The sequence below is a fragment of the Pseudoalteromonas sp. NZS100_1 genome (genome assembly GCF_015864285.1).
In the GTDB taxonomy this organism is placed as follows: domain Bacteria; phylum Pseudomonadota; class Gammaproteobacteria; order Enterobacterales; family Alteromonadaceae; genus Pseudoalteromonas; species Pseudoalteromonas arctica.
On sequence record NZ_JADYXN010000002.1, the window covers coordinates 214,644 to 238,189 of the forward strand.

The window sequence follows — 23,546 nt, forward strand, 5'->3', positions numbered from 1 at the left end:
TTAACAACCCCATGCAGCATGGTTGCTTATTGGTATAATATATAGAGACGTATATTCGTATGTCAGAAAATTTTGCGCAGTTATTTGAAGAAAGCTTAAAGGGTTTTGAAGCAGAGCAAGGCTCTATCGTTAAAGGTACAGTAATCTCAATCGAGAACAACATTGTACTTGTAGATGCTGGTCTTAAATCAGAAAGTGCTATCCCTGCTGAGCAGTTCAAAAATGCTGCTGGTGAACTTGAAGTTGCTGTTGGCGACGAAGTAGATGTTGCACTAGATGCAATTGAAGACGGTTTCGGTGAAACTATTCTTTCTCGTGAGAAAGCTAAGCGTCACGAAGCATGGATCCGTCTTGAGAAAGCATGTGAAGAGCAAGAAACTGTTACTGGTGTTATTAACGGTAAAGTTAAAGGCGGTTTCACAGTTGAAGTTGATTCAATCCGTGCTTTCCTACCTGGTTCACTTGTTGATGTTCGTCCAGTACGTGACACAACTCACCTTGAAGGCAAAGAGCTTGAATTTAAAGTAATCAAGCTTGACCAAAAACGTAACAACGTTGTTGTTTCACGTCGTGCAGTTATCGAATCTGAAAACTCACAAGAACGTGAAGAGCTTCTTGCTAACCTTGTTGAAGGTCAAGAAGTTAAAGGTATCGTTAAGAACCTTACTGACTACGGTGCATTCGTTGACCTTGGTGGTGTTGATGGTCTACTACACATTACTGATATGGCTTGGAAGCGTGTTAAGCACCCTTCAGAAATCGTTAATGTTGGCGACGAAATCGCAGTTAAAGTTCTTAAATTCGACAAAGATAAAACTCGTGTATCTCTAGGCCTTAAACAGCTTGGTGAAGATCCATGGGCAGCTATCGCTGGTCGTTACCCAGAAGGTTCTAAACTTTCTGGTCGTGTTACTAACCTTACAGATTACGGCTGTTTCGTGGAAATCGAAGAAGGCGTTGAAGGTTTAGTACACGTTTCTGAAATGGATTGGACTAACAAAAATATCCATCCTTCAAAAGTTGTTAGCTTAGGCGACACTGTTGAAGTTATGGTTTTAGAAATTGACGAAGAACGTCGTCGTATTTCTCTTGGTCTTAAGCAATGTATTGCTAATCCTTGGCAGGAATTTGCTCGTCTACAGAACAAAGGCGATCAAGTTACTGGTAAGATCAAATCAATCACTGACTTCGGTATCTTTATCGGTCTTGACGGTGGTATTGACGGTCTTGTACACCTTTCAGACATTTCTTGGAATACACCTGGCGAAGAAGCTGTACGTGAATTCAAGAAAGGCGACGAAATCACTGCTATCGTATTGCAAGTTGACCCAGAGCGTGAACGTATCTCTCTAGGTGTTAAGCAAATCGAAGCTGACCCATTCAATAACTACCTTGATGCAAACAAAAAAGGTGCTATTGTTAAAGGTAAAGTGACTGAAGTTGATGCGAAAGGCGCAACTGTTGAACTTATCGAAGGCGTTGAAGGTTACATACGTGTAGCTGATATCGCTCAAGAGCGCGTTGAAGATGCAACTACTGTTGTTTCTGTAGGCGACGAGATTGAAGTTAAATACGTTGGTGTTGATCGTAAGAACCGCACTTTAAGCTTATCTGTAAAAGCTCTTTTCGAAGCAGAAGAGAAAGAAGTACTAGAGAAGCTTAAGAAAGAAGAGCCAGTGTTTGAAAACGCAATGGCAGCTGCTTTCGCAAATGCACAAAAAGACTAATATATAATTAGTTTTTAGTTGGAAGGGCATTTTTTGCCCTTCCTATATCTCTTTTTAAGGAAACGCTATGACTAAGTCAGAACTGATAGAAACACTTGCGGAACAACACGCACACGTTCCAGTGAAAGATGTTGAGAATGCTGTAAAAGAAATTCTTGAACAAATGGCCGGCTCATTATCTACTTCAGATCGTATTGAGATCAGAGGTTTTGGTAGTTTCTCTTTGCATTTCCGCGCTCCTCGCACAGGTCGTAATCCTAAGACTGGCGATACAGTTGAGCTTGAAGGAAAGCATGTACCTCATTTTAAACCAGGCAAAGAATTACGCGACCGCGTAAATGAAAGCATTGCCTAGTTAACTTAGTGGAGTAGTTACTTGTTCAAGGTATTAAAAATTATTCTGGTTGCGCTATGCCTTATCAATGCATTTGTATTAGGGTCACAAAACCCACAGTTAGTACAAATAAATTATATTATAGCCAGTAATAAACTACCTTTAGCTGTAATAATAAGTATCTGCTTTTTATTAGGTGTTTTAGTGGGTTGTTTTATTAGCTTTAAATTGTTTTCACAATTAAAGTGGCAAAACTACCGCTTAAAAAAGCAATTAGCGCCTGAAAAAGATAAAAAAAAGCTTGCCGCGAATAAAGACACCTAACTATGATTGAGCTTTTGTTTTTACTATTACCTGTTGCCGCCGGTTACGGCTGGATTATGGGTAAAAACAGTGCTAAAAACCAAGCTCATCAACTAAATCGTCAGATCACTTCTGAATACAGCAAAGGCTTAAAGTTTCTACTCGACAGAGAAGAAGACCAAGGCTTAGAGCACTTGATTAATTTGCTTGAAGTTTCAGCTGACTCTGTTGAACACTATTCTACACTTGCCACCATGTTTCGCCGTAGAGGTGAATTAGACCGCGCAATTAAAATTCATGAACTTCTATTAAAACACCCAGGCTTAAATGAACAACAAGCTGCAACTAGCCGTTTAGAACTTGCCGAAGATTATATAATGGCTGGTCTACTAGATAGTGCAGAAGAGCACTTAGTTTGGTTAGTTAAGGCTGGCCATGTAGAAGCGCTAGACCCTATTATTACTTTATATTCGCAAACCCGTGAATGGGAAAAAGGCATCAACATGTTTGAAGCCCACAGCGAACTATTTTCAAAAGAACAACAATTTAAAGCGATTGCTAATTTTTATTGTGAATCAGCTTTAAGTGATAACACACCCCAACTAATGAGAAAAGCGATTAGCTTAAATTATAAAGCCGTACGTCCGCTTTACGAGTTAGGATTAGTTGCTTACGCGAAAGAAGATTACGTTAAAGCTATTTATTACTGGCGTGAGCTTGTATCACAATTCACTTTGTTTGCGCCGTTGTTTATTGATGAGCTTGCTCACAGCTATAAACAATTAAATTTAACGCATCAATTTCATGAATTAGTCAGTGACTTGTTAGAAAAGGGCGGTGTATTAATTAAAATAAAACATTGCCAAGCACTGCTTGAGCAAGGACACACTAAACAAGCCTTTGAATTTCTAACTGATAGCTTAAAACGTCAACCTACTATTCGTGGTTTCAGTTTTTTACTGCAATTAATGGGTGACCAAAATAAAAATTCTAAAGAAGTACTTAATGAAATTGATAAGCTTGTAACCTCTTATATTGCTACAAAGCCTGACTTTCAATGTCAGCATTGTGGTTTTACAAGTTACACAATATATTGGAATTGCCCCTCTTGTAAGCATTGGGAAACCATTGTTCCAAGTCGAGGCTTAGACGGATTTTAATAACCCCATATTAATAATTTTACTGCCATACATTAGGATAGTCATGTCTTTCGAACACTCAAAAAAAATTCTTATAGCATTAGATTACGATGATCAAGAGGTTGCTTTAAACTTTGTTAAACAACTTTCTCCTGATACATGTCGTCTTAAAGTAGGCAAAGAGATGTTTACTTATTTTGGACCTGCATTTGTTAAAGAGTTAATTGATTTAGGTTTTGATGTTTTTCTAGATTTAAAATTTCATGACATCCCTAATACAGTAGCTAAAGCTGTTACTGCAGCTGCGAAAATGGGTGTGTGGATGGTAAACGTTCATGCTTCTGGTGGTTTTGAAATGATGAGCAAAGCTAAATCGGCTCTAGAACAATTTGGCGATAAAGCGCCATTACTTATCGCGGTTACTGTATTAACAAGCATGGATGAAACAGAACTAAAGCGTTTAGGCGTTGATAAATCTGCTCAAGAGCAAGTTATATATTTAGCTAAGCTTGCAAAGGAAGCAGGGCTTGATGGCGTTGTGTGTTCTGCACAAGAAGCAAAAGCTTTAAAAGCAGAGTTAGGTGAGAACTTTAAACTTGTAACACCAGGTATACGTCCTGAAGGCAGTGATGCTGGCGATCAAAAGCGTATTATGACTCCTAAGCAAGCAATAGATGCAGGAAGTGATTATTTAGTTATAGGACGACCTATTACTCAGGCGGATGATCCCGTAAAAGTGCTTAGTGATGTTAATAGATCTATAGCATAATTTAACAAAAAGCAGCAATATAGTGCTAAAAGCCCTTACCTCATGTGTATTTTATGTTACATTATTAGGATTGAAATGTAGTAGGGGTTTGTTTTGAAGTTATTATTAGGTTTTATAATTATTATTGTTGCGGGTTTTTCAGTAAATAAAAATCTTTTTTCTAATAAAGCATATGATGATGTTACATCAGTAACAGATATAATCACGAATTACCCTGTCAATATGTTCGATTTTAAACAAACAATGCAAGATTATGCACACCACCTGTGTTACAAAAATGAGGATACACTTACATCTCAGCATATAACAGTAACTGATTGCATATCTAAGCTTGATGATAAAAAAATAGAATGCGAAAAGAAGGTTTTTCGTTTGGCACCGCTTAACCTAGAGTCAAAAGGTGAAGTGCTTGATTATTCAAGGCAATATACGCAATGTACATTGCCTTATAAGTATATTTTAGGTTAATTACAAACAGATAATATTAGTAATTACAGCCTATTATTTATAATTAAGATCTTAAGCGAATGGATTTCGCTTCAATATCTATCAACTCTTGTTTAAACAATCCACCAATCGCTTTTTTATAATTAGCTTTACTAGTAGAAAACATCTTTTTAATCGCTTCAGGTTCAGACTTATCGCCTAATGGAATAACTCCACCTTCATTTTTTAGTTTTTGCATAATAGTTTCACCAAGGTCACTTACTTTTCCCATACCTGGTTTTTCTAATACAACATCAATTTTTCCATCTTCACGTACTTTCTGAATGAAGCCTTTAAGCTTTTGACCCACAAATAAGCTTTTAAATACCATATTATAAAAAACAACACCGAAATGCGATTCTTCAATTAATACCTTGTAGCCAATATCTGTTTTGCCAGCAACAATTAAATCCACTTCTTGTAAGTGAGTATATTGCGGCTCATCTTTAGATAGGAAGCGATTAAAGTTGTTTGATGCACAAATACGTTGGCTTGCATTATCAAGGTACAAACGAACTAAATATGAGTGACCTTCTTGCATGCGTGGTTTTTGTTCGTTAAAAGGGGTTAGTACATCTTTCTCAAGACCCCAATCTAAAAATGCACCAATACTATTAATTTCTTTAACGCGAAGCAGGGCATATTCACCTACTTGTGCGTGTGGCTTTTTAGTGGTGGCAGTTGCTAAGTTAGCGTTGTCTAAAAAGATAAATACACTAATGCTATCGCCCGCTTCAAGCTCATGTTTAATTTCTTGTTTTGGTAAAAACACTTCACCTAAATCATGACCGTCTAAGTAAGCACCTTCGTTACTCACTTCTTTTACAAATAATGTTTGTGTGGTTCCTAGGTAACTCATAATTATTCCTGCTCAGTCTTTTTTTTACGGCGCATTGGTGTATCGCCATCAATGTTCATTGGTGCTTTAATAGGTGCTGTTGGCTTTTTAGCTTTGGCTTTGCGTTTAAATACAGGCTTTTTAACAGCGGCGGATTTTTCTTTAGATTTATCCCACGTTGCCTCAGGCTTTTTCTCTTTTAAGCCTTTAAACTTAGCTTTTAAGCCCTCTACGCTCGCAAATTTTAACTCATCATTTAAAAATGCTTTAATAGCTAAATAACTTGCCCAATCTTTTGGGCCAACTAATGAAATTGCGTTACCTTTAAAGCCTGCTCGTCCTGTACGACCTATGCGGTGTACATACTCTTCAGCGTGTTTTGGTAAATCAAAGTTAATAACATGCGTTACACTTAGTAAATCTAAACCACGAGATGCAACATCGGTGGTGATTAATATTTTAAAGTTTTCGCGACTAAACGAATCCATTATATCTAAACGTTTATTTTGTGTTAAATCACCAGCAAGCGCTACAGACTTGAAGCCTTTAGCATTAAGCGCTTCACTCAAGCGACTCGTGTCAGAACGTGTTGCTGTGAAGATAATGCATTGACCAACATCATCTTGATTCAAAAAGTGCTCTAATAGCGCTTCTTTATGATCAAGGTGATCGGCTAGATATAAAGTTTGTTTAATATCGCTATGTTGCTCGTTCGCTGCACTTAGCGTAATTTGCTTTGGTTTTTTTAATAGGTTACGTGATAGAGCATCTACTTGAGCATGGTCAAGTGTTGCAGAAAACAATAACGTTTGACGTAAACGGTGATTAGCTTGCTCGTTAATCATTTTTAACTGCTCGGTAAAGCCTAAATCTAAAATACGATCGGCTTCATCAAAAATAAGCAGTTCTAGTCCACTCAATTGTAATGAACGTTTTGTAATGTGATCAGCTAAACGCCCTGGTGTAGCAACTACGAATTGTGGGTCATTTCTAAGTGCTTTTATTTGGTCATTAAAGTTTTCGCCACCAAGTATTTTTACGGCCTTAATGGCTGTGCCTGCAATTAATAAACGCAGCTGAGTAAATACTTGCGTAGCAAGCTCACGAGTAGGAGCAACAATAAGTACACGAGGATCGCGTTTACTGAGTGCTTTTTGTTTCATAACCCTTTGTACAGCAGGTAATAAAAACGCCAAGGTTTTGCCCGACCCAGTTTTAGACTGAGCGAAAATATCATACCCCGCAAGTGCTGTAGGCACCGCATGAGCTTGAATGTCGGTGGGTTGGGTGATCCCTTGATGTGCTAATTGTGTTTCAAGGCGTGTATCAATCCCAAGATCAGTAAACTGCAATGTGTGTTTCTCCAAAATGAGCAAATTAAGTCTATAAATTTATCAGCGCATTATAGCTTACACAGATAGGTCGCTAACAGTAAAAACCAATCTATAGCGCTATTTTTTGCAATTAAATTAAAAAAGCGTAAAATACGCGCCCCATATGCGCCGGATTTACGATTCGGTAAACGCCAATACTGGCTAAAAAAGCAAAATAGGAAATAAAATGACGGCTGTCCATAAAGATAATGTAACAAATGAGCACTTTGTAGTGTGTGCGATGTATAAGTTTGTTGGTTTACCTGAATTTGAAGATATCCGTAAGCCATTGCTTGAAGTGATGGAAACGAATGAAGTACGCGGTACGTTATTACTTGCGGCTGAAGGAATAAACGGCACTGTTTCTGCAAAACGTGAAGGGATAGACAATTTACTAGCATGGCTTGATACGCAACCAAATTTAAAAAACATTGTAACAAAAGAATCTTACGATGATGAATGCCCGTTTTATCGCACTAAAGTAAAACTCAAAAAAGAAATTGTAACGATGGGCGTTGAGGGCATTGACCCTCTAAAAGTTGTGGGTAGCTATGTAAAACCAAAAGATTGGAATGCGCTTATTTCTGATCCGGAGGTTATTTTAATTGATACACGTAATGACTACGAAATTGAGATTGGTACTTTTCAAAATGCAGTCGATCCAAATACAACGACATTCCGTGAATTTCCACAGTGGGCAAAAGAAAACTTAGACCCTGAGAAACATAAAAAAGTAGCGATGTTTTGTACCGGCGGTATCCGCTGTGAAAAATCGACAGCCTACATGAAAGAGCAAGGTTTTGATGAAGTTTATCATCTTGAAGGCGGTATTTTAAAATACCTTGAAGAAGTGCCAAAAGAAGAAACCATGTGGGAAGGCGAATGTTTTGTATTTGATAATCGCGTTGCGGTTGATCACGACTTACAAAAAGGCTCTTATGATCAATGCCACGCGTGCCGTATGCCAATTACAGAAGACGAAAAGTTAAAGCCAGAATACATGGAAGGTGTATCTTGTCATCATTGTATTGAGGAAGTAACAGACGAACAACGCGCGCGTTTTGCTGAACGCCAAAAGCAAATAGAACTAGCACAAGCGCGTGGTGAAGGTCATATTGGCAATGAAGCGCAAGCCGTTTTACAGCAACGTAAAGAAGCTAAAAAAGCGCAAAAAGACGCTCAGCGCGGTAAATAAATTTTTACAATAAGTATTACATTTAAAGAGTCTATTTAGGCTCTTTTTTTGTGCCCAAAATTGTGCAGTAATTGTTTTCACACTCCGATGATAGTGTTAATCTGCAAACATATTTAGTCATTTTAATGCGCATACAGGAAGGGATTTATGCAAGCCGAACAAGTTGAAATCGCACAATTTTTAGCACAACATCCTCCTTTTGATGACTTACCTCAAAAAGCGCTTAATGAGCTGGCTCAACAAGTAGAAGTTGCTTATTTTAGAGCAAAAACAGACATTTTAAGTTTTGGACAAGACATATCTGATCTGTATGTGATTAGAAGTGGTTCTGTAGAAATGTATCGCCGGAATGGTGAGCTATACAATCGTTTGGCCATTGCAGGAATATTTGGTCAAATGGGTTTATTGATGAACCGTAAGGTCCGTTTTCCTGCAACTGCTCTTGAAGATACGTTAGTTTATTGTATAAATGTTGAACTATTTAACCGCTACTGTGATGAGTTTGATGCATTTGCTGATTACTTTGAAACAGATGGTAATGTGCGTTTACATCAAGCTATTGTTGAACAAGCTGATGGGAATGACCTTACAACTGCGAAGGTAAAATCATTAATTCACAGAGATGTAGTCACCGTAGATGCAACGTCTACAATACAAGATATTGCAAAATTGATGACCGAAGAAGCGGTATCGTCGGTTTTGGTAACTGATGTAAATAAACCTATAAATGATGACCCAGAAGAAGATGATGGACAAGTCGTTGGCATAATAACCGATAGGGATTTACGCTCAAAAGTAGTGGCTAAAGGGCTTGCTTTTAACACACAAGCAAAAGAGATTATGTCAACTAACTTAGTGCTTTTAGACGCTAATGACTATATTTTTGAAGCGGTACTGGCCATGCTCAGAGATAATCTCCATCATTTACCCGTAGTACAAAAAAGACGTCCTATAGGGGTTATATCTCTCTCTGATATTTTACGTTATGAATCGCAAAGCAGCTTATTACTTGTACGCGGCATACTTGCTCAACAAACAATTGAGGATTTAGCGCATTATGCACGCCAATTACCCAATGTATTTGTACGCATGGTTAATGAAGATGCAAATTCACACATGATTGGTACTGCGATGGCCGTTATCGGGCGTACATTTAAGCAAAGATTACTCGTATTAGCTGAAGAAAAATTTGGCCCACCTCCCGTCCCTTATTGCTTTATTGCACTGGGCTCAATGGCTCGCGACGAGCAACTTATTGTAACTGATCAAGATAACGCACTAATTTTAGATGACAGTTACGACGACGAAAAACATAACGAATATTTTCAGAATATCTCAGACTTTGTTTGTGATGGCCTAGCGCAATGTGGTTATACCTATTGTGATGGCGAAATAATGGCGTCGTTTAAAAAGTGGCGTAAAACCCGCTCCGAATGGTTTGATCAATTTGCTGATTGGATTGCTCAGCCAAAACCACAAGCGCTGCTTAATAGTTCTATATTTTTTGATTTAGACGGGGTGTGGGGTAAAACTAAGTGGGCTAATGAGCTTAAAATATTTATAGCGAAACAAAGTAAAGCGAATCGTATATTTCTAGCAAATATGGCTGCAAATGCTCGAAATAGAACACCACCGCTTGGCTTTTTTAAAGGCTTTGTTATGGAGCATAATGGCCAGCACAAACGTTCAATGAACTTAAAGCGAAGAGGTACAGCACCGCTTTCTGATGTTATACGTGTACATGCGTTAGCCATTGGTTCGCGTAAACAAAATTCGTTTGAGCGTTTAGAAGATATTATTGAAGCTAAGCTACTACCGCAGGGTAAAGCGCAAGATTTACGTGATGCACTTGAGTACATAGCCATGATGCGAATTCGTCATCAAGCGTGGCAAATAGAGAAGGGCGAAGAGCCTGATAATGACTTAGATCCACATTTATTGTCTCCGTTCGAGCAGCGAAATTTAAAAGAGGCGTTCGCTATTTTAGAAAAAGCACAAAGCTATTTAAAATTTAGCTACACAGCAAATTCTGGTGTGAAGTAGCCTATGAATCCACGTAATTATAAAGTACTTGATTGGCAAGCTAGATATAACGAGCTTGCCAGCAACACTGAAAATAAATTGTTAAAACACTTTTATGCAGGTGCTTATAACCAAGATAAAGCCGCAGTAGAAGATGTGCCTTTTGTAGCAATGGACTTTGAAACAACAGGTTTAAATAGCCAGAACGACGATATAGTGAGTGTTGGCTTAGTGCCATTTAATTTAAAGCGTATTTATTGCAAACACAGTCGGCATTGGGTTGTTCAACCAAGACGTAACCTACATGAAGAGTCTATTTTAATCCATGGAATAACACACTCTGAGGTAGACGATGCTCCTGACTTTAACCGAATTATTGAGCCTTTACTTGAAGCGCTAAGTGGCAAAGTTGTAGTGGTGCATTACGCTGCAATAGAGCGCCATTTTTTAAATAATGCGTTATTGCTAAGGCTTAAAGAAGGTATTGAGTTTGCACTTGTTGATACAATGGAGCTAGAAAAAAGAGCACTAAAAGCAAGGCAGGGAGTATTAGGCCGATTGTTTAACACAAAACTTGGCTCACTCAGATTAACAGATTGCCGTGCGCGTTATTCTTTGCCCGCGTATCAAAACCATAATGCATTAACAGATGCGCTTGCTACCGCTGAGCTATTACAAGCGCAGCTGAGTCATCATTACCGTGTAGACACTCCAATTTCAGAGTTGTGGGTATAATACCAATTTGATCACTTTATTAAGCGAATTGATAATCTTAAATAGTTAAACAAAAAAGCGCCGCAAAAAATTGCGGCGCTTTTTTACTAAGTAAAAGTGTTACTTATTAAAAGTATTTTTAATTGAGCGAGGCTCAGTTCGTAAACCTAGAACTAAGCTTAAACACATAAATAACAATACAATAGTGAAAGGTAATCCTGCTGATACAGAGCCAGCTTGAAGTGCTTGAATCGCTTCAGTCCCGCCTATCCAAAGTAATGCAGCGGCTACCGCACCTTGAGTCACAGCCCAAAAAATACGCTGTGGTACTGGAGCATCAATTTTGCCACCGGCAGTGATTGAATCAATTACCAAAGAACCAGAGTCCGATGACGTAATAAAAAATACTAATACTAGTACAATCGCAATAAACGATAAGATATTAGATAGAGGTAATGCATCAAACATCTGGAACATAGCTAGAGGTACTTCAGTTAAACCATTAGCACCTAATTCACCCACACCATTAACTACTTGATCAATGGCAATGCCGCCGTATATAGACATCCATAGAATAGTAACAGCAGTAGGGACAAGTAATACCGCAATTAAAAATTCACGAATTGTACGACCACGTGATACACGCGCGATAAACATACCTACGAATGGTGACCAAGAAATCCACCATGCCCAATAAGATACGGTCCAACCGTGCATCCAAGTTTCATCTTCACGACCATGAGGATTACTTAGTGGAATGATATTTTCTATATACCCCATAACAGTAGTCGGGATATTACCTACAGAAACAGCAAAGCCTACTAAAAAAACAAAGATAAGCAAAACTAAGGCAATTAGCATATTGGCATTACTAAGTACCTTAACGCCGCCATCAATCCCACGAACTACTGAAACAATAGCTAAAAGTGAAACACCTATAATGACTAAAATTTGTGAACCAACTCCGCCTGAGGTACCAAATACATGGTCTATACCTGCAGAAGCTTGCTGTGCCCCAAGCCCTAAAGAAGTAGCAAGACCAAACAGGGTTGCAAGCACGGCTAAAATGTCGATAAGGTGACCTGGCCAGCCCCATGCTCTATCACCTAAAATAGGATAAAAGATAGAACGAATAGAAAGCGGTAAGCCTTTATTATAAGTGAAAAATGCAAGCGAAAGTCCGACAACTGCATAAATAGCCCACGGGTGAAGGCCCCAGTGGAACATAGTCGCACCCATTGCTACTTTTGCTGCCTCGGGTGTATTAGGTGTTACGTTCAGTGGTGTTTCAAACCAGCCTGTATAATAAGCCAGTGGTTCAGCAACGCCCCAAAACATTAAGCCAATACCCATACCAGCAGCAAATAACATAGCTAGCCATGAAATACGTGAATGAGTCGGTTTAGCATCATCACCACCTAAACGAATGTTACCGTAAGGTGAAACAATAAGCGCTAAACAAAAAACAACGAAAAAATTAGCAGCCCACATAAATAAGGCGTCAAAGTTATTGATGATATCTGTTTTTATACCATCAAGCGCAGATTTAGCCGTTTGTGGATCGGTAACAAGAATGGCGATTAAAAAAATGACAATCAGTCCGGCACTTATGCCGAAAACAGAGTTATGTATATCAAGCCCCCATTTTTGTACGTTGTCTTGACCTACAGTGTAGTCTGTACTGTCAATACTATATTTGTCATGATTTTCCTTCATGCAATACCTCTTTAGTTGTCCTAACAAGCCAAAATAAATTCGGCGTCATATCGAATTACATTAGCCTTTAAATATTAAGTAAATGTAATACCATAATTATTTGAAGACTAACTAATTTGAAGAGTGATCATACAGCTAGTAGTGTATGAGTTAAATATTAAATGTAAATGAATTTGCATTTAAAACGCTGTTTATATAGCCAAATTCATGATTCTTTTATTTAAAAAGCCCTAAAATTATAAATTCAGTGAACGTTAAAATTTAGTTTGCTATTAAAAGTATTAATTTACTTGGTTAAGTAAAAAAAGATCACTTTTAACAACATATATTCAATGCTTAAGATTAGGGCTATTATAAATTTATAAGCTGATAAGCATCTTTAATCAAGTTGTAATATGAATATGATTTAACACAACACTAAGCTATATTTTATAAATAGATAGGCAAAGGATTAATACTATTATGCGTGAATGCGCTTTAAACAATACCAATCAAAACGAACTTGTTAAACGCTTTTGCAGCGTTAGAGGCGAAAGTCTGGCTATTATTGAACCACTCACTGTAGAAGATTGCCAACTACAAGCTATGGCAGATGCCAGTCCAAGCAAATGGCATTTAGCGCACACCACCTGGTTTTTTGAAACGTTTTTACTTAGTGTTTATTGCAAGCAGTACACTGTGTTTAACTCTCACTATAGAATGCTTTTTAATTCTTACTACAATGGTATTGGAGAGCAATTTAAGCGCGCCAACCGAGGTAGTTTATCCAGACCTGGTTTAGATGAAGTATTAGCTTATAGAAAGCATGTAGATAGCTGTATTATTGAATTGCTTAAGAGCGAAGTTAGTCCACAAATTAAAGATATTATTGATCTTGGATTAAACCACGAGCAACAGCATCAAGAGCTGATGCTTATGGACATCAAATATAACTTTTCAGTAAACCCATTATTTCCACAATATCAAACATCACTTTTAACTAATCAAAATAAACCAATTCATATTAAGCCTCTTAATTTTATAAACTTTGAGCAAGCCATTATTAATATAGGCACAAATGCCGACGACGAATTTGCATATGATAACGAGCTACCTAAGCACCAAGTATTAATTCATCCATTTAGCTTTGCTAACAGGTTAGTCACTAATGGTGAATATTTAGAGTTTATAAATACCGGTGGATATAGCGACCCACAGTATTGGCTGAGCGATGGTTGGGCAAACATTCAAAATAACAAATTAACACAGCCATTATATTGGCATTGCATAAATAACGAATGGTTTGAGTTTACACACTATGGGTTGCAGCCTCTTAATTTAAATGCACCCATCTGCCATGTTAGTTATTTTGAGGCCAGTGCCTATGCTAATTTTGTAAAAGCGCGTTTGCCTACCGAGTTCGAATGGGAATATGCGGCTAAGAACGATTATTTGGTTGAAGCAGAAGAGCGTTATCTCACACCTCAATTAGCAAAAGGTGATACTAAAATAAGTCAGTTAACTGATTCATGCTGGCAATGGACGAACAGTGCATATTTACCATACCCCGGTTTTAAACCTATTGAAGGCGTAGCAGGGGAATACAATGGTAAGTTTATGAATAACCAAATGGTATTACGCGGCGGGTGTGTGTTTACCCCTCAAAACCATTTACGACAAACATACCGTAATTTTTATTACCCGCACCAAGCGTGGATGTGCAGCGGAATTAGACTAGCTAAGGATATAGTATGAGCCAAATAACAGCGATTAAGCAAAGCAACATAACCGACACTGAATTTTTAAATGATGTGATAAGCGGATTAACTCAACAACAAAAAACGCTTCCGTGTAAATATTTTTATGATGATAAAGGTGCTGCATTATTTGAGCAAATAACAACACTGCAAGAATATTATGTAACACGCACAGAGCTTTCTATATTAGAGCAACATTCGAAGTCGATTGCTCAAATGCTACCTGAAAACCTCTCTATTATAGAGCCCGGCTGTGGCTCGGGTAAAAAGGTAGCCTATTTATTAGCGCATATGGCAAACGTTAAAACCTTTGTACCGTTTGAAATATCTGAGGAGATGCTCAGTTATTCACTTGCACATTTGTCACCGTTATTTCCAGATTTGGCAATTTCGCCATTATTAGGAGACTTTACACATAGCCAAATGGTCAAACAGCTAACCAAAGATACCGCTTTAGAGAGTCAAACTAACTTAGTGTATTTTCCGGGGTCAACTCTTGGTAATTTTGCTCCTGTAAAAGCGATTGAGATTATGAATAATTTCCATCGATTATGCGGTGTAAACGGGTATGTGTTAATTGGAATTGATTTAGTCAAAGAGCGCCAAGTACTACTTGATGCCTACAACGATAAAGCGGGAGTCACCGCCGCGTTTAATAAAAATTTACTGGAACGTATTAATAACGAGCTAAATGGCACATTTAACTTAGATAACTTTAGCCATGAGTCACGCTTTAACGAGCAACATAGTCGTATTGAAATGCATTTAGTAAGTAATTGTACTCAGAGTGTGATTATAAACGATCAGCAAATAGACTTTATAGAAGGTGAAAGCATTCATACAGAAAACTCTCATAAGTACACGCTTGAGTCGTTTAAGCAGCTTGCAGCGCAGGCTAATTTAAAGTTAGAGCAAACGTGGCAAGACGATAGTAACTATTTTGCTTTGTGCTTATTAAGGCCTCTTTAAACAGTTACTTACCATATGATTTAGTAAATCAAAACTTTAGCATTGTTAAATTCATAGTTTAGCAGTGCGCCATTATTCGATTGTTGGATTAGCTTGGCTTTATTTAAACCGAGCAGTCTAAATAGCAGTGGGGCAATAACCGATACAGCAGAGCCGGTAGCACTGTCTTCATTAACACCAAACTGAGGGGCAAAGTATCTAAACTGCACTATGGCAGTTTTTTCATTTATATTTTGTATATTAAGCGCAATAACTGCATTTTTATGGGCTTTACTCAAAGCTTTAAAATCAACGCGTAAGCTTTTTAAATCCTGCTTTTCATCGGGGTTTTTATTAAATTCTTTATCAAATTCTTCACTAAATTCCTTATTAAATAATACAACCGTATAACCGTTTTTATCACCTGTACTGTAGGCTGCTTTTATTGCTAATGAAAACACGTTTTGTAACTCATCTTTAGCTAATTTGCTTTTTTGTGGCTCTATGCTTTTTAGTAATAGCTGAGCGCGTTGTTTTTTTTCTTTTATAGTGAAACGCTCATAACTTGTTGAGATGAACGCTTTAGGGCAATAACCAAAATGATCTATTAAAAAATTAGCGGCTGCTAAAGTGCCATGCCCGCAGCGTTTAATTTCACTTGTTTGATTAAACCAACGAATTTTACAATGACGTTTAGTTATTTCATTTTGATTTAAAAATACGGTAGCAGGGTGAATTGATTGTGATGCAATATATTGCATTGTTTTTGATGTTAACCCATTTTCATAAATAACAATTAAAGCGTTTGAGCCTTTTAAGTTATTTGCAGAGCTAAAAAAAACAGATTGGGTGTAAGTGTACTTTATAAAGCGCAGCGTAAGCCATAAAGGCCTACGCTGCGATATACGAAAATTGTTAACCTTTGCTTGCATATGCGTCGTTATGAACGCCTGCAGCACGACCTGATGGATCAGCATTGTTTTGGAACGATGCGTCCCATGCAAGTGCTTCAGGAGTCGAGCACGCTACCGATTTACCATGCGGTACACATTTAGCTGATGCATCACCTGGAAAGTGTTCTTCAAAAATTGCACGATAGTAGTATGCTTCTTTTGAATCTGGTGTATTAATAGGGTATTTAAATTTTGCATTCGCAAGCTCTTGATCGCTTACTTGCTCATTTACAAACTCTTTTAATGTATCAATCCAGCTGTAGCCAACACCATCTGAAAATTGCTCTTTTTGGCGCCATAAAACTTCATCAGGCAAGTAGCCTTCAAAGCCTTCACGTAAAATATGTTTTTCAATTTTGCCATCTTTACACATTTTAGCTTCAGGGTTGATACGCATAGCAACATCAACAAATTCTTTATCAAGGAACGGTACGCGTGCTTCTACGCCCCATGCCGCCATTGATTTATTAGCACGTAAACAGTCAAACATATGCAGTTTTGATACTTTACGGTTTAACTCTTCATGAAACTCTTGTGCGTTTGGCGCTTTATGGAAGTATAAGTAACCACCAAATAGCTCATCAGCACCTTCGCCAGATAACACCATTTTAATGCCCATTGCCTTAATTTGGCGAGCCATTAAGTACATAGGTGTAGAGGCACGAATTGTTGTTACATCGTACGTTTCAATGTGGTAAATCACTTCACGAAGTGCATCAATGCCTTCTTGAATGGTAAAAATGATAGGGTGGTGAATAGTACCAATCATGTCAGCTACTTTTTGTGCAGCCGCTAAATCTGGCGAGCCTTCAAGGCCTACTGAAAAAGAATGCAGCTTAGGCCACCATGCGTCGCTTTCGTCGTTATCTTCAATACGTTTTGCAGCAAAGCGCTGGGTAATAGCAGAGATAACCGATGAGTCTAAGCCACCAGAAAGTAATACACCATAAGGTACATCACACATTAGTTGGCGTTTAACGGCCGCTTCTAATGCGTCTTTAACGTCTTGCGCTTCTGCGCTGTTATCTTTAACTGCATCAAATGTTTCCCAATCACGTTTGTAATAAGGCGTCATTTTGCCATCTTTGCTGTACAGGTAATGCCCTGGAGGAAATTCTTCAATGTGCTTACAAATTGGAGAAAGTGCTTTTAGCTCAGAAGCAACGTAAAAGTTACCGTGCTCGTCGTGACCGGTGTAAAGCGGGATAATACCAATATGGTCACGGCCAATTAAGTAGGCATCATTTTCTTCGTCGTATAAACAAAATGCAAAAATGCCATTTAGGTCATCTAAAAAGTCAGGCCCTTTTTGTTTATACAGCGCTAAAATAACTTCACAGTCTGATTGAGTTTGAAAAGTAAAATCAACGTCTAGCTCTGCTGCAAGTTCTTTATGATTATAAATCTCGCCATTAACCGCTAAAATATTTGTTTTTTCTGGGTTGTATAAAGGTTGTGCACCGCTTGATACACCAACAATAGCTAAACGCTCATGTACTAAAATAGCTTTTTCAGATGCATATACACCAGACCAATCCGGGCCACGGTGTCTAAGCAGCTTTGACATTTCAATTGCTTGGGTACGCAATTGAGTGGGATCAGATTTAATATCTAATACCCCAAAAATTGAACACATAGTAACTCCTCATTCCTATTATGTGTGCAGCAGAGCTAATTTGCTGTACTGCGAAACCTTGTTTTATCAGAAAAAATTACTCAAGTCACATAGCTTTTACAATTAATTAAGAATAATTTATGCACCAACTTAGATGTAACTGCACCAAAGTGGTTAATGCGTGGTGCCTGCTGCTATTTTTACGTCACTATTGTTGTTCAAAGCTTGTGCGATCATAACCTTTAAAGCGTTAATAATGGTTTCTTCACTCATGCTTGGTGCGCCATTGTGGTGCACGGCTTGGCTTGGTAAATAAGGAACATGTACTAAGCCACCTTTCATCACCGCGCAGTGATCATTTATGTAATGCATAAGGCCATACATAACGTGATTACACACATACGTACCTGCCGTATTTGAAATAGCAGCAGGGATATTACTGTTGTGCAATGCTTGTAACATGCGCTTTATGGGTAAGTTTGTGAAATAGGCATCAGGACCATTTTTTTCAATTGGCGTATCGATAGGCTGCTTACCTGCATTGTCTTTAATGTGTGCATCGTCAACGTTTATTGCAATACGCTCGATTGATATTTCACTGCGTCCACCAGCTTGTCCTATACACAAAACAACCGCCGGGTTATGCGACTCAATGGCGTTTATAAGCTGACTGATAGACGTATTAAATTCACAGGCAAGTTCTAGTGTGCATATTTTGTGTTTCATGATGATAGTTTCATCAAGTTTTTGCACTGCTTGCCAAGAAGGATTGATAGTTTCGCCACCAAAAGGAGCAAAACCGGTTATTAATACACACGGCATAGTAGAAGTTGATTTAGTCATTAAACACCAAGCTATATATTAAAATAATATTAACGGCGAGTAAGGTAACGGCCGTCGGAATTTGAACCTTTATTACATGGTACCTATTTTTTAAATCTAGGGCATGTTGATTCTAGAATGTTTTATAGGTTATTTTTAAGTGCAAGGCTCAATTGATGTAGGTGCCCGTCAAGTTTCTGCTTTGCCTTTGCTGCTTCTTCAAACGTTACATATTTAAATTCAACTGTATCTAAAGGTCTAAATTGTGCAAATTGATGTAAGTCGGCTTCAATAACTGTTCCTAAAAGAGGGTACCCCCCAGTGGTTTGTCCATCGTTAAGTAGCACAATAGGATCACCATTTGGTGGTAGTTGAATGCTCCCAGGACTTACACCCAGTGATGGCAAAGAGTGCGAATGCACCAAGCTATTCTTATTATGCTCAAGCCTTACGCCCATTCGATTACTGTTAGTACTGACTTTGAATGCAGTTGCTGCAAAGGTATCCAATAATGGCTTACCCAGTAAGTTAGCGTGAGGGCTCGAGTACAAGCGTATAATTTTGCGCTGAGGTGGAGCAATTGCACCTACTTTTATAAACTTTCCATAATAAGGAGTAATAGGTATTTCATCACCAGTGGTGAGAGCTCTACCTTCAATACCACCAAAACATGCATTTAAATCTGTAGATTTAGAGCCCATAACCTCAGTGTTTTGTATACCGCCTTTCACCGCTAAATAAGCTCTTAAGCCCGCTCTACCAGTAGCAAAGCTAAGCACTTGCTTGTTTTTAACTGCGTATGTCCAACCAGGGTAGATTGCTTGCCCATCAAGGGTTGCTTGCAAATCGGCACCATGAAGTGCAATGACTGTGTCGCAAGTAAATTCAAGTTCGCACAAACCAACGGTTATTTCTAAAACGGCATCATTGTCGTTATTGTTAAGTAATCTATTAGCAATTATTTGCGCAAAGGGGTCTAAGCTGCCCGCTTTGCTTACACCTAAATGGCGGTAGCCATTACGGCCAAAATCCTGAATTGTAAGCAATACACCACTTTTAAGGACTTTAATCATGAGTTGCTCCTTTATTAACTAGCGGAACAAATTCAAGCGTATCACCAGGTTGAATTAAACAAGGTTGCGCAGAGGTTGAATCAAACAAAGAGGTATTTGTATTGCCTATTATGTGCCAACCGCCTGGCGTATCCGCAGGGTAAATTCCGGTTTGTGCAGCACCTATCGCAACAGAGCCTTTAGGAACCCTAGTACGTGGCTCATCACGCCTTGGGGTATGTAATTGCTCATCTAAGCCGTGAAGGTAGGCAAAGCCGGGCTGAAAGCCTAAAAATAATACGTGATACTTGGCTTTACTATGAATATTAATAACGTCAACAGCGCTTAAATTATGATAGTTAGCCACGTAATTAATATCCTCGCCATTGTATGTGGTTTCAATTAAGTGATGCTGCCCCTTAAAAGTACTGCTTTTAATGTCATCCCACAACGAGGGCAATGCTTGTAGCCATTTATTTAAGTGTTTATCAGATTTTAAATAAAGTGTGAGCGAGTTCATAGCTGGGACTAAACCGGTAAATTCATCAGTGCTTTTACAGTGGTTGGTTAAAGCCCAAATTTTCTTTTGAATGGAGAGTTTATCTTTTGCGTCTAAATGCGATGCATCAAACAGTAAGCTACTGTTTGTTAATGCATAAATATGAGGAGTTGGCTTCATTAAATAAACCTATTTGTACAACATAATTTAAACGTAACACAGTTTTATTAATTTATTTACACCATTGCGACTAAGTGGTTATTTTTATTTGCTCAGCCTGGTTTAAGAGTGTTTTTATATTTAATTAATCGTATTTAACTTATTGAAGAGCAAAACTAAATGCACTTCGTATTAAATAAGTAATTAGGTTGAAATGAAAATTAAGGTAAGGAGGTCTTAATTAGCACGCACTTGTTTAAGAGGTACATTATGAAACACCAGCATTTATTATATTTATCAGGCGCTGCTATTATATTTAGCGCAGGTAGCTTTGCTTTATCTATGGAAAAGGTCGAGCACAGCAATATAGAAGCCACCATGCATGTAGAAACCATTGTACTTGGATCAGGTTGTTTTTGGGGGGCTGAAAAACGCTACGAAGCGCTTAATGGCGTTATTGATGCCGAGTCAGGCTATGCAGACGGCAATGGCTTTAAAGCAACATACAGAAACATTACTGATCAGTCTCGTCGCTTTGACGAAAACAACTATGCTGAAGTTGTACAGGTTATGTATAACAGTAATATAATTTCGGCTGAAGATTTACTAAAAAACTATTTTGAAAGCCACGATCCTACGCAAAAAAATCGCCAAGGTAACGACATCGGTACGCAATATCGCTCAATTGTATTAACCACTACTGATGCACAAGCTAAAGTAGCTGAGCAAGTTAAATCGCAATATCAGCAGCTTTTAACTGATGCGAGCTACGGCAAAATCGAAACGGTTATTAAACCACTTACAGGTTTTGTATCGGCAGAAGAATATCATCAAAATTATCTACAAAAGAACCCTAATGGCTATTGCCCAGATCATTCAACAGGCGTTGTTTTTAATAAAAAACCCGTAGAAAAAGTCGATAACAGTGACTTACTCGCAGGTAAGCAGATCGTAGTCTTAGATTCACGTGAATACTGCCCATACTGTGAAAAATTTAAAAAAACAGTCGCAAATGATTACAAAGGGACTATACCAATGTCGTTTCGCCATGCTGACCAGCTTAAAGGTTTAACTATTAAGTCAGCCACGTGGGCAACACCGACTATTTTGTTTTTAGAAAATGGCATTGAAGTATATGGGCGTCAAGGTTATGCAACACCTGAAGAATTTTATAAAGCATTGGGTGCATTTAAGTTAGGTAAAAGTGACGCTTATAAAGTCGCATTTGATGCAAGAACAGATAGACCTTACTGTAAAGAGTACAAGGAGTTTAAAAATACACCTGATGGCACTTTTGTTGATAAATTAAGTGGAGAGCCACTATTTGATACACGTGATAGATTTAATTCAGGCACTGGTTGGTTGTCGTTTAAGCACCCAGTAAAAAGTAGTGTAACGCAGCATGACGATAGCAGCTGGGGAATAACACGTATTGAGCTTCGCTCTAAAAGTACAGGTATTCATCTTGGTCATTTATTCCCAGGAGAAGGCCCTAGAGGCACAGACCGCTACTGTATAAACGCAACAGTACTCGATTTTGTACCAAGAGATAAAAGCTAAACCTTTTACTTTGTAAAGCCTGATTTTAATCAGGCTTTTTTTTTGCATAAAATAAAATAGATTTATCATATTTTTTGCAAATTTGTTAAAATTAAAGCGTTCAGCTACACATCAATCAATAATATTACTTAGGTTATAAATGAATCAATTTATAAAAATAACAACGCAGTTAATGTATTTGCCTTTAGCTTTATTAATTTTTATAACCGATGCTAAGTCGGCAACGCACTATGTCGTCGGCGTAGAGAATATAGAGTATCTACCTTACTTTGATGGTAGTGGAGCAAATGGTGCTGACTATTATGGCTTCAGTGAAGAGTTGCTAACTTTGTTTGCACAGCAGCACGACTTTAAATTTGAGTTTTACACGCTGCCAATTAATCGTCTTTATAAAGAATTTATTGATCACCATCATGTTGATTTTAAATATCCAGATAATCCTCAATGGAAACCAAGTTATAAAGCTTCCTTTGATGATTTAAATGAAATTATTTATTCGCAGCCAACCGTTGTGACTAAAACGGGTATTGCGAGTTTAAATAAAAATATCACTATTGATGAATGCGTTAGTTTTGCAACGGTGAGAGGGTTTACGTCTCAAAGCTTTAAACCTTTAATGAATAACGAAAACGTTGAGCTAATTGAAACCGCTAATGTAATGGAATTAATAGAGATGCTTTTGAAAGAGCGAGTGGAGTGTATTTACATATCTAACGATGTATTAAACTATAATATTGTTAAATATTTCAAATTAACCCGACCCGTTTATTTTCAAAACGAATTGCCGACAGATTTACAAGCCTTTTTATTATCGTCCATTGACTACCCTGAGGTAGTTAAGAAATTTGATACATTTTTGCTTTCACATAAAGCGCAGATACGTAAATTAAAAAAAGAATATCAAATAAAAAATTAACTAAAAAAGCCCCGTAAGTTATAACTTACGGGGCTTTTTACAAAGGTATTTAACCTGTATATAGCTATATTATGTATGTGGTTTAATAATAAAAACAGTTCAAGCCAAGTCACCACCTAACTTGAACCGTTTTTCACACTGACAACATCTTCACACACAATATAAAGATTCTGTTTGCTACGCTCTCAAAGCATTTGTATTGCATATCATGTGGTTTGAGCCAAGAATAAAAACAGTTCAAGCCAAGTCACCACCTAACTTGAACCATTTTTCACACTGACAACATCTTCACACACAATATAAAGATTCTTTTCACTGCAAGGTTTGAGTCACTAAAACTCAAAAGGTTGCATTTATTACTCTTAATAAACAATTAAACTTAACTGTTTCGAGCCGATAAAGTAACTTTAATATTTAACTCTATTTTCGACAAACGATAAAAATGAAACCAATGAGTGAAAAAAATTTAACTATAGACTTTAGTCTAAACTGTGATTTTAATAGATTGTATTTTAAAGAAATTACTGAAAAATAATACCAATTCCATTAAGTATGTGATCTACATTTTACGCCGAAAAAATAATTCAGTTCTAGGCGTAAATTGATGTAAATGGTTGTTCCCTTTGCGAAATTTACAACAAAGAAATGGGTTGTTTTAGCAAGTAAAATA

The 23,546-nt window shown here is 37.7% G+C and carries 22 protein-coding genes; 13 read left to right on the forward strand and 9 right to left on the reverse strand.

Going from position 1 to position 23,546, the window contains the following annotated elements:
• Positions 1 to 59: 59 nt before the first annotated feature.
• From rpsA to I6F66_RS02265, 6 genes are all read left to right on the forward strand, one after another.
• On the forward strand, positions 60 to 1,727 hold the full coding sequence (rpsA, locus tag I6F66_RS02240; RefSeq protein ID WP_002961176.1) for a 30S ribosomal protein S1: 1,668 nt from the start codon (positions 60 to 62) through the stop codon (positions 1,725 to 1,727).
• Positions 1,728 to 1,794: 67 nt separating this feature from the next.
• A complete protein-coding gene (gene ihfB / locus I6F66_RS02245; RefSeq protein WP_007583054.1) occupies positions 1,795 to 2,082 on the forward strand; it encodes an integration host factor subunit beta in 288 nt (95 codons plus the stop codon).
• A gap of 21 nt (positions 2,083 to 2,103) precedes the next feature.
• Positions 2,104 to 2,385 (forward strand): lipopolysaccharide assembly protein LapA domain-containing protein, encoded by a 282-nt coding sequence (locus tag I6F66_RS02250; RefSeq protein WP_197208621.1) that lies wholly within the window; start codon positions 2,104 to 2,106, stop codon positions 2,383 to 2,385.
• Positions 2,386 to 2,387: 2 nt separating this feature from the next.
• The gene (lapB, locus tag I6F66_RS02255) at positions 2,388 to 3,524 is read left to right on the forward strand and encodes a lipopolysaccharide assembly protein LapB (RefSeq protein ID WP_197208623.1); all 1,137 of its coding nucleotides are present in this window, start codon (positions 2,388 to 2,390) and stop codon (positions 3,522 to 3,524) included.
• Between the two features lie 43 nt (positions 3,525 to 3,567).
• The gene (pyrF, locus tag I6F66_RS02260) at positions 3,568 to 4,272 is read left to right on the forward strand and encodes an orotidine-5'-phosphate decarboxylase (RefSeq protein ID WP_010552857.1); all 705 of its coding nucleotides are present in this window, start codon (positions 3,568 to 3,570) and stop codon (positions 4,270 to 4,272) included.
• Between the two features lie 93 nt (positions 4,273 to 4,365).
• Positions 4,366 to 4,740: a hypothetical protein gene (locus I6F66_RS02265; RefSeq protein ID WP_007583062.1), complete on the forward strand. Its 375-nt coding sequence runs from the start codon at positions 4,366 to 4,368 to the stop codon at positions 4,738 to 4,740.
• A 43-nt stretch (positions 4,741 to 4,783) separates the two neighbouring features.
• Here the strand turns inward: I6F66_RS02265 and I6F66_RS02270 are convergent, their stop codons facing one another.
• Positions 4,784 to 5,617: a S1 RNA-binding domain-containing protein gene (locus I6F66_RS02270; RefSeq protein ID WP_024590152.1), complete on the reverse strand. Its 834-nt coding sequence runs from the start codon at positions 5,615 to 5,617 to the stop codon at positions 4,784 to 4,786.
• A 2-nt stretch (positions 5,618 to 5,619) separates the two neighbouring features.
• Positions 5,620 to 6,948 carry a DEAD/DEAH box helicase gene (locus tag I6F66_RS02275; RefSeq protein WP_197208625.1) on the reverse strand — a complete coding sequence of 443 codons (1,329 nt, stop codon included), beginning with the start codon at positions 6,946 to 6,948 and terminating at the stop codon, positions 5,620 to 5,622.
• Positions 6,949 to 7,156: 208 nt separating this feature from the next.
• Between I6F66_RS02275 and I6F66_RS02280 the strand changes: the two genes are divergently transcribed.
• From I6F66_RS02280 to I6F66_RS02290, 3 genes are all read left to right on the forward strand, one after another.
• Positions 7,157 to 8,164, forward strand: a complete 1,008-nt coding sequence (locus I6F66_RS02280) for a rhodanese-related sulfurtransferase (protein ID WP_197208627.1) — start codon at positions 7,157 to 7,159, stop codon at positions 8,162 to 8,164.
• Positions 8,165 to 8,311: 147 nt separating this feature from the next.
• Positions 8,312 to 10,207 (forward strand): DUF294 nucleotidyltransferase-like domain-containing protein, encoded by a 1,896-nt coding sequence (locus tag I6F66_RS02285; RefSeq protein ID WP_197208629.1) that lies wholly within the window; start codon positions 8,312 to 8,314, stop codon positions 10,205 to 10,207.
• Positions 10,208 to 10,210: 3 nt separating this feature from the next.
• Entirely contained in the window at positions 10,211 to 10,921 is a 711-nt protein-coding gene (locus tag I6F66_RS02290) for a 3'-5' exonuclease (RefSeq protein WP_197208631.1), read from the forward strand.
• 99 nt (positions 10,922 to 11,020) lie between these two features.
• Here the strand turns inward: I6F66_RS02290 and I6F66_RS02295 are convergent, their stop codons facing one another.
• Positions 11,021 to 12,616, reverse strand: a complete 1,596-nt coding sequence (locus I6F66_RS02295; protein WP_197208633.1) for a BCCT family transporter — start codon at positions 12,614 to 12,616, stop codon at positions 11,021 to 11,023.
• A 462-nt stretch (positions 12,617 to 13,078) separates the two neighbouring features.
• Here I6F66_RS02295 and egtB point away from each other — a divergent pair, with 462 nt between their 5' ends.
• The gene (gene egtB, locus I6F66_RS02300) at positions 13,079 to 14,350 is read left to right on the forward strand and encodes an ergothioneine biosynthesis protein EgtB (protein WP_197208635.1); all 1,272 of its coding nucleotides are present in this window, start codon (positions 13,079 to 13,081) and stop codon (positions 14,348 to 14,350) included.
• A complete protein-coding gene (gene egtD, locus I6F66_RS02305; RefSeq protein ID WP_197208637.1) occupies positions 14,347 to 15,321 on the forward strand; it encodes an L-histidine N(alpha)-methyltransferase in 975 nt (324 codons plus the stop codon). The genes egtB and egtD overlap by 4 nt, the downstream gene beginning before the upstream one ends.
• 20 nt (positions 15,322 to 15,341) lie before the next feature.
• Here egtD and I6F66_RS02310 read toward each other — a convergent pair whose 3' ends face one another.
• The 6 genes from I6F66_RS02310 to pxpB all read right to left on the reverse strand — a co-directional run bounded on the left by I6F66_RS02310 (position 15,342) and on the right by pxpB (position 20,421).
• Positions 15,342 to 16,232, reverse strand: a complete 891-nt coding sequence (locus tag I6F66_RS02310; RefSeq protein ID WP_197208639.1) for a PhzF family phenazine biosynthesis protein — start codon at positions 16,230 to 16,232, stop codon at positions 15,342 to 15,344.
• Positions 16,216 to 17,889: an asparagine synthase B gene (asnB, locus tag I6F66_RS02315; protein ID WP_024598933.1), complete on the reverse strand. Its 1,674-nt coding sequence runs from the start codon at positions 17,887 to 17,889 to the stop codon at positions 16,216 to 16,218. Before asnB ends, I6F66_RS02310 begins: the two co-directional genes overlap by 17 nt.
• A 153-nt stretch (positions 17,890 to 18,042) precedes the next feature.
• Positions 18,043 to 18,711 carry a pyroglutamyl-peptidase I gene (pcp, locus tag I6F66_RS02320; protein ID WP_197160938.1) on the reverse strand — a complete coding sequence of 223 codons (669 nt, stop codon included), beginning with the start codon at positions 18,709 to 18,711 and terminating at the stop codon, positions 18,043 to 18,045.
• A complete protein-coding gene (locus I6F66_RS22815; protein WP_368668187.1) occupies positions 18,704 to 18,784 on the reverse strand; it encodes a hypothetical protein in 81 nt (26 codons plus the stop codon). The genes pcp and I6F66_RS22815 overlap by 8 nt, the downstream gene beginning before the upstream one ends.
• 49 nt (positions 18,785 to 18,833) lie before the next feature.
• Positions 18,834 to 19,763, reverse strand: coding sequence for a biotin-dependent carboxyltransferase family protein (locus I6F66_RS02330; RefSeq protein WP_197160936.1), 930 nt, complete (start codon positions 19,761 to 19,763; stop codon positions 18,834 to 18,836).
• Entirely contained in the window at positions 19,756 to 20,421 is a 666-nt protein-coding gene (gene pxpB, locus I6F66_RS02335; protein ID WP_197160934.1) for a 5-oxoprolinase subunit PxpB, read from the reverse strand. Before pxpB ends, I6F66_RS02330 begins: the two co-directional genes overlap by 8 nt.
• 249 nt (positions 20,422 to 20,670) lie before the next feature.
• Here pxpB and msrA point away from each other — a divergent pair, with 249 nt between their 5' ends.
• Together msrA and I6F66_RS02345 are read left to right on the forward strand one after the other, a co-directional pair.
• Positions 20,671 to 21,960: a peptide-methionine (S)-S-oxide reductase MsrA gene (msrA, locus tag I6F66_RS02340; RefSeq protein ID WP_165727507.1), complete on the forward strand. Its 1,290-nt coding sequence runs from the start codon at positions 20,671 to 20,673 to the stop codon at positions 21,958 to 21,960.
• Between the two features lie 139 nt (positions 21,961 to 22,099).
• A complete protein-coding gene (locus I6F66_RS02345) occupies positions 22,100 to 22,876 on the forward strand; it encodes an amino acid ABC transporter substrate-binding protein (protein ID WP_165727508.1) in 777 nt (258 codons plus the stop codon).
• Positions 22,877 to 23,546 lie beyond the last annotated feature (670 nt).

Bases quoted from the DNA above. Each gene is read 5' to 3' on its own strand.
- rpsA (WP_002961176.1), top strand. From the start codon at position 60: ATGTCAGAAAATTTTGCGCAGTTATTTGAAGAAAGCTTAAAGGGTTTT.
- ihfB (WP_007583054.1), top strand. From the start codon at position 1,795: ATGACTAAGTCAGAACTGATAGAAACACTTGCGGAACAACACGCACAC.
- lapB (WP_197208623.1), top strand. From the start codon at position 2,388: ATGATTGAGCTTTTGTTTTTACTATTACCTGTTGCCGCCGGTTACGGC.
- pyrF (WP_010552857.1), top strand. From the start codon at position 3,568: ATGTCTTTCGAACACTCAAAAAAAATTCTTATAGCATTAGATTACGAT.
- I6F66_RS02270 (WP_024590152.1), bottom strand. From the start codon at position 5,617: ATGAGTTACCTAGGAACCACACAAACATTATTTGTAAAAGAAGTGAGT.
- I6F66_RS02280 (WP_197208627.1), top strand. From the start codon at position 7,157: ATGACGGCTGTCCATAAAGATAATGTAACAAATGAGCACTTTGTAGTG.
- I6F66_RS02285 (WP_197208629.1), top strand. From the start codon at position 8,312: ATGCAAGCCGAACAAGTTGAAATCGCACAATTTTTAGCACAACATCCT.
- I6F66_RS02290 (WP_197208631.1), top strand. From the start codon at position 10,211: ATGAATCCACGTAATTATAAAGTACTTGATTGGCAAGCTAGATATAAC.
- I6F66_RS02295 (WP_197208633.1), bottom strand. From the start codon at position 12,616: ATGAAGGAAAATCATGACAAATATAGTATTGACAGTACAGACTACACT.
- egtB (WP_197208635.1), top strand. From the start codon at position 13,079: ATGCGTGAATGCGCTTTAAACAATACCAATCAAAACGAACTTGTTAAA.
- egtD (WP_197208637.1), top strand. From the start codon at position 14,347: ATGAGCCAAATAACAGCGATTAAGCAAAGCAACATAACCGACACTGAA.
- I6F66_RS02310 (WP_197208639.1), bottom strand. From the start codon at position 16,232: ATGCAAGCAAAGGTTAACAATTTTCGTATATCGCAGCGTAGGCCTTTA.
- asnB (WP_024598933.1), bottom strand. From the start codon at position 17,889: ATGTGTTCAATTTTTGGGGTATTAGATATTAAATCTGATCCCACTCAA.
- pcp (WP_197160938.1), bottom strand. From the start codon at position 18,711: ATGACTAAATCAACTTCTACTATGCCGTGTGTATTAATAACCGGTTTT.
- I6F66_RS02330 (WP_197160936.1), bottom strand. From the start codon at position 19,763: ATGATTAAAGTCCTTAAAAGTGGTGTATTGCTTACAATTCAGGATTTT.
- pxpB (WP_197160934.1), bottom strand. From the start codon at position 20,421: ATGAAGCCAACTCCTCATATTTATGCATTAACAAACAGTAGCTTACTG.
- msrA (WP_165727507.1), top strand. From the start codon at position 20,671: ATGAAACACCAGCATTTATTATATTTATCAGGCGCTGCTATTATATTT.
- I6F66_RS02345 (WP_165727508.1), top strand. From the start codon at position 22,100: ATGAATCAATTTATAAAAATAACAACGCAGTTAATGTATTTGCCTTTA.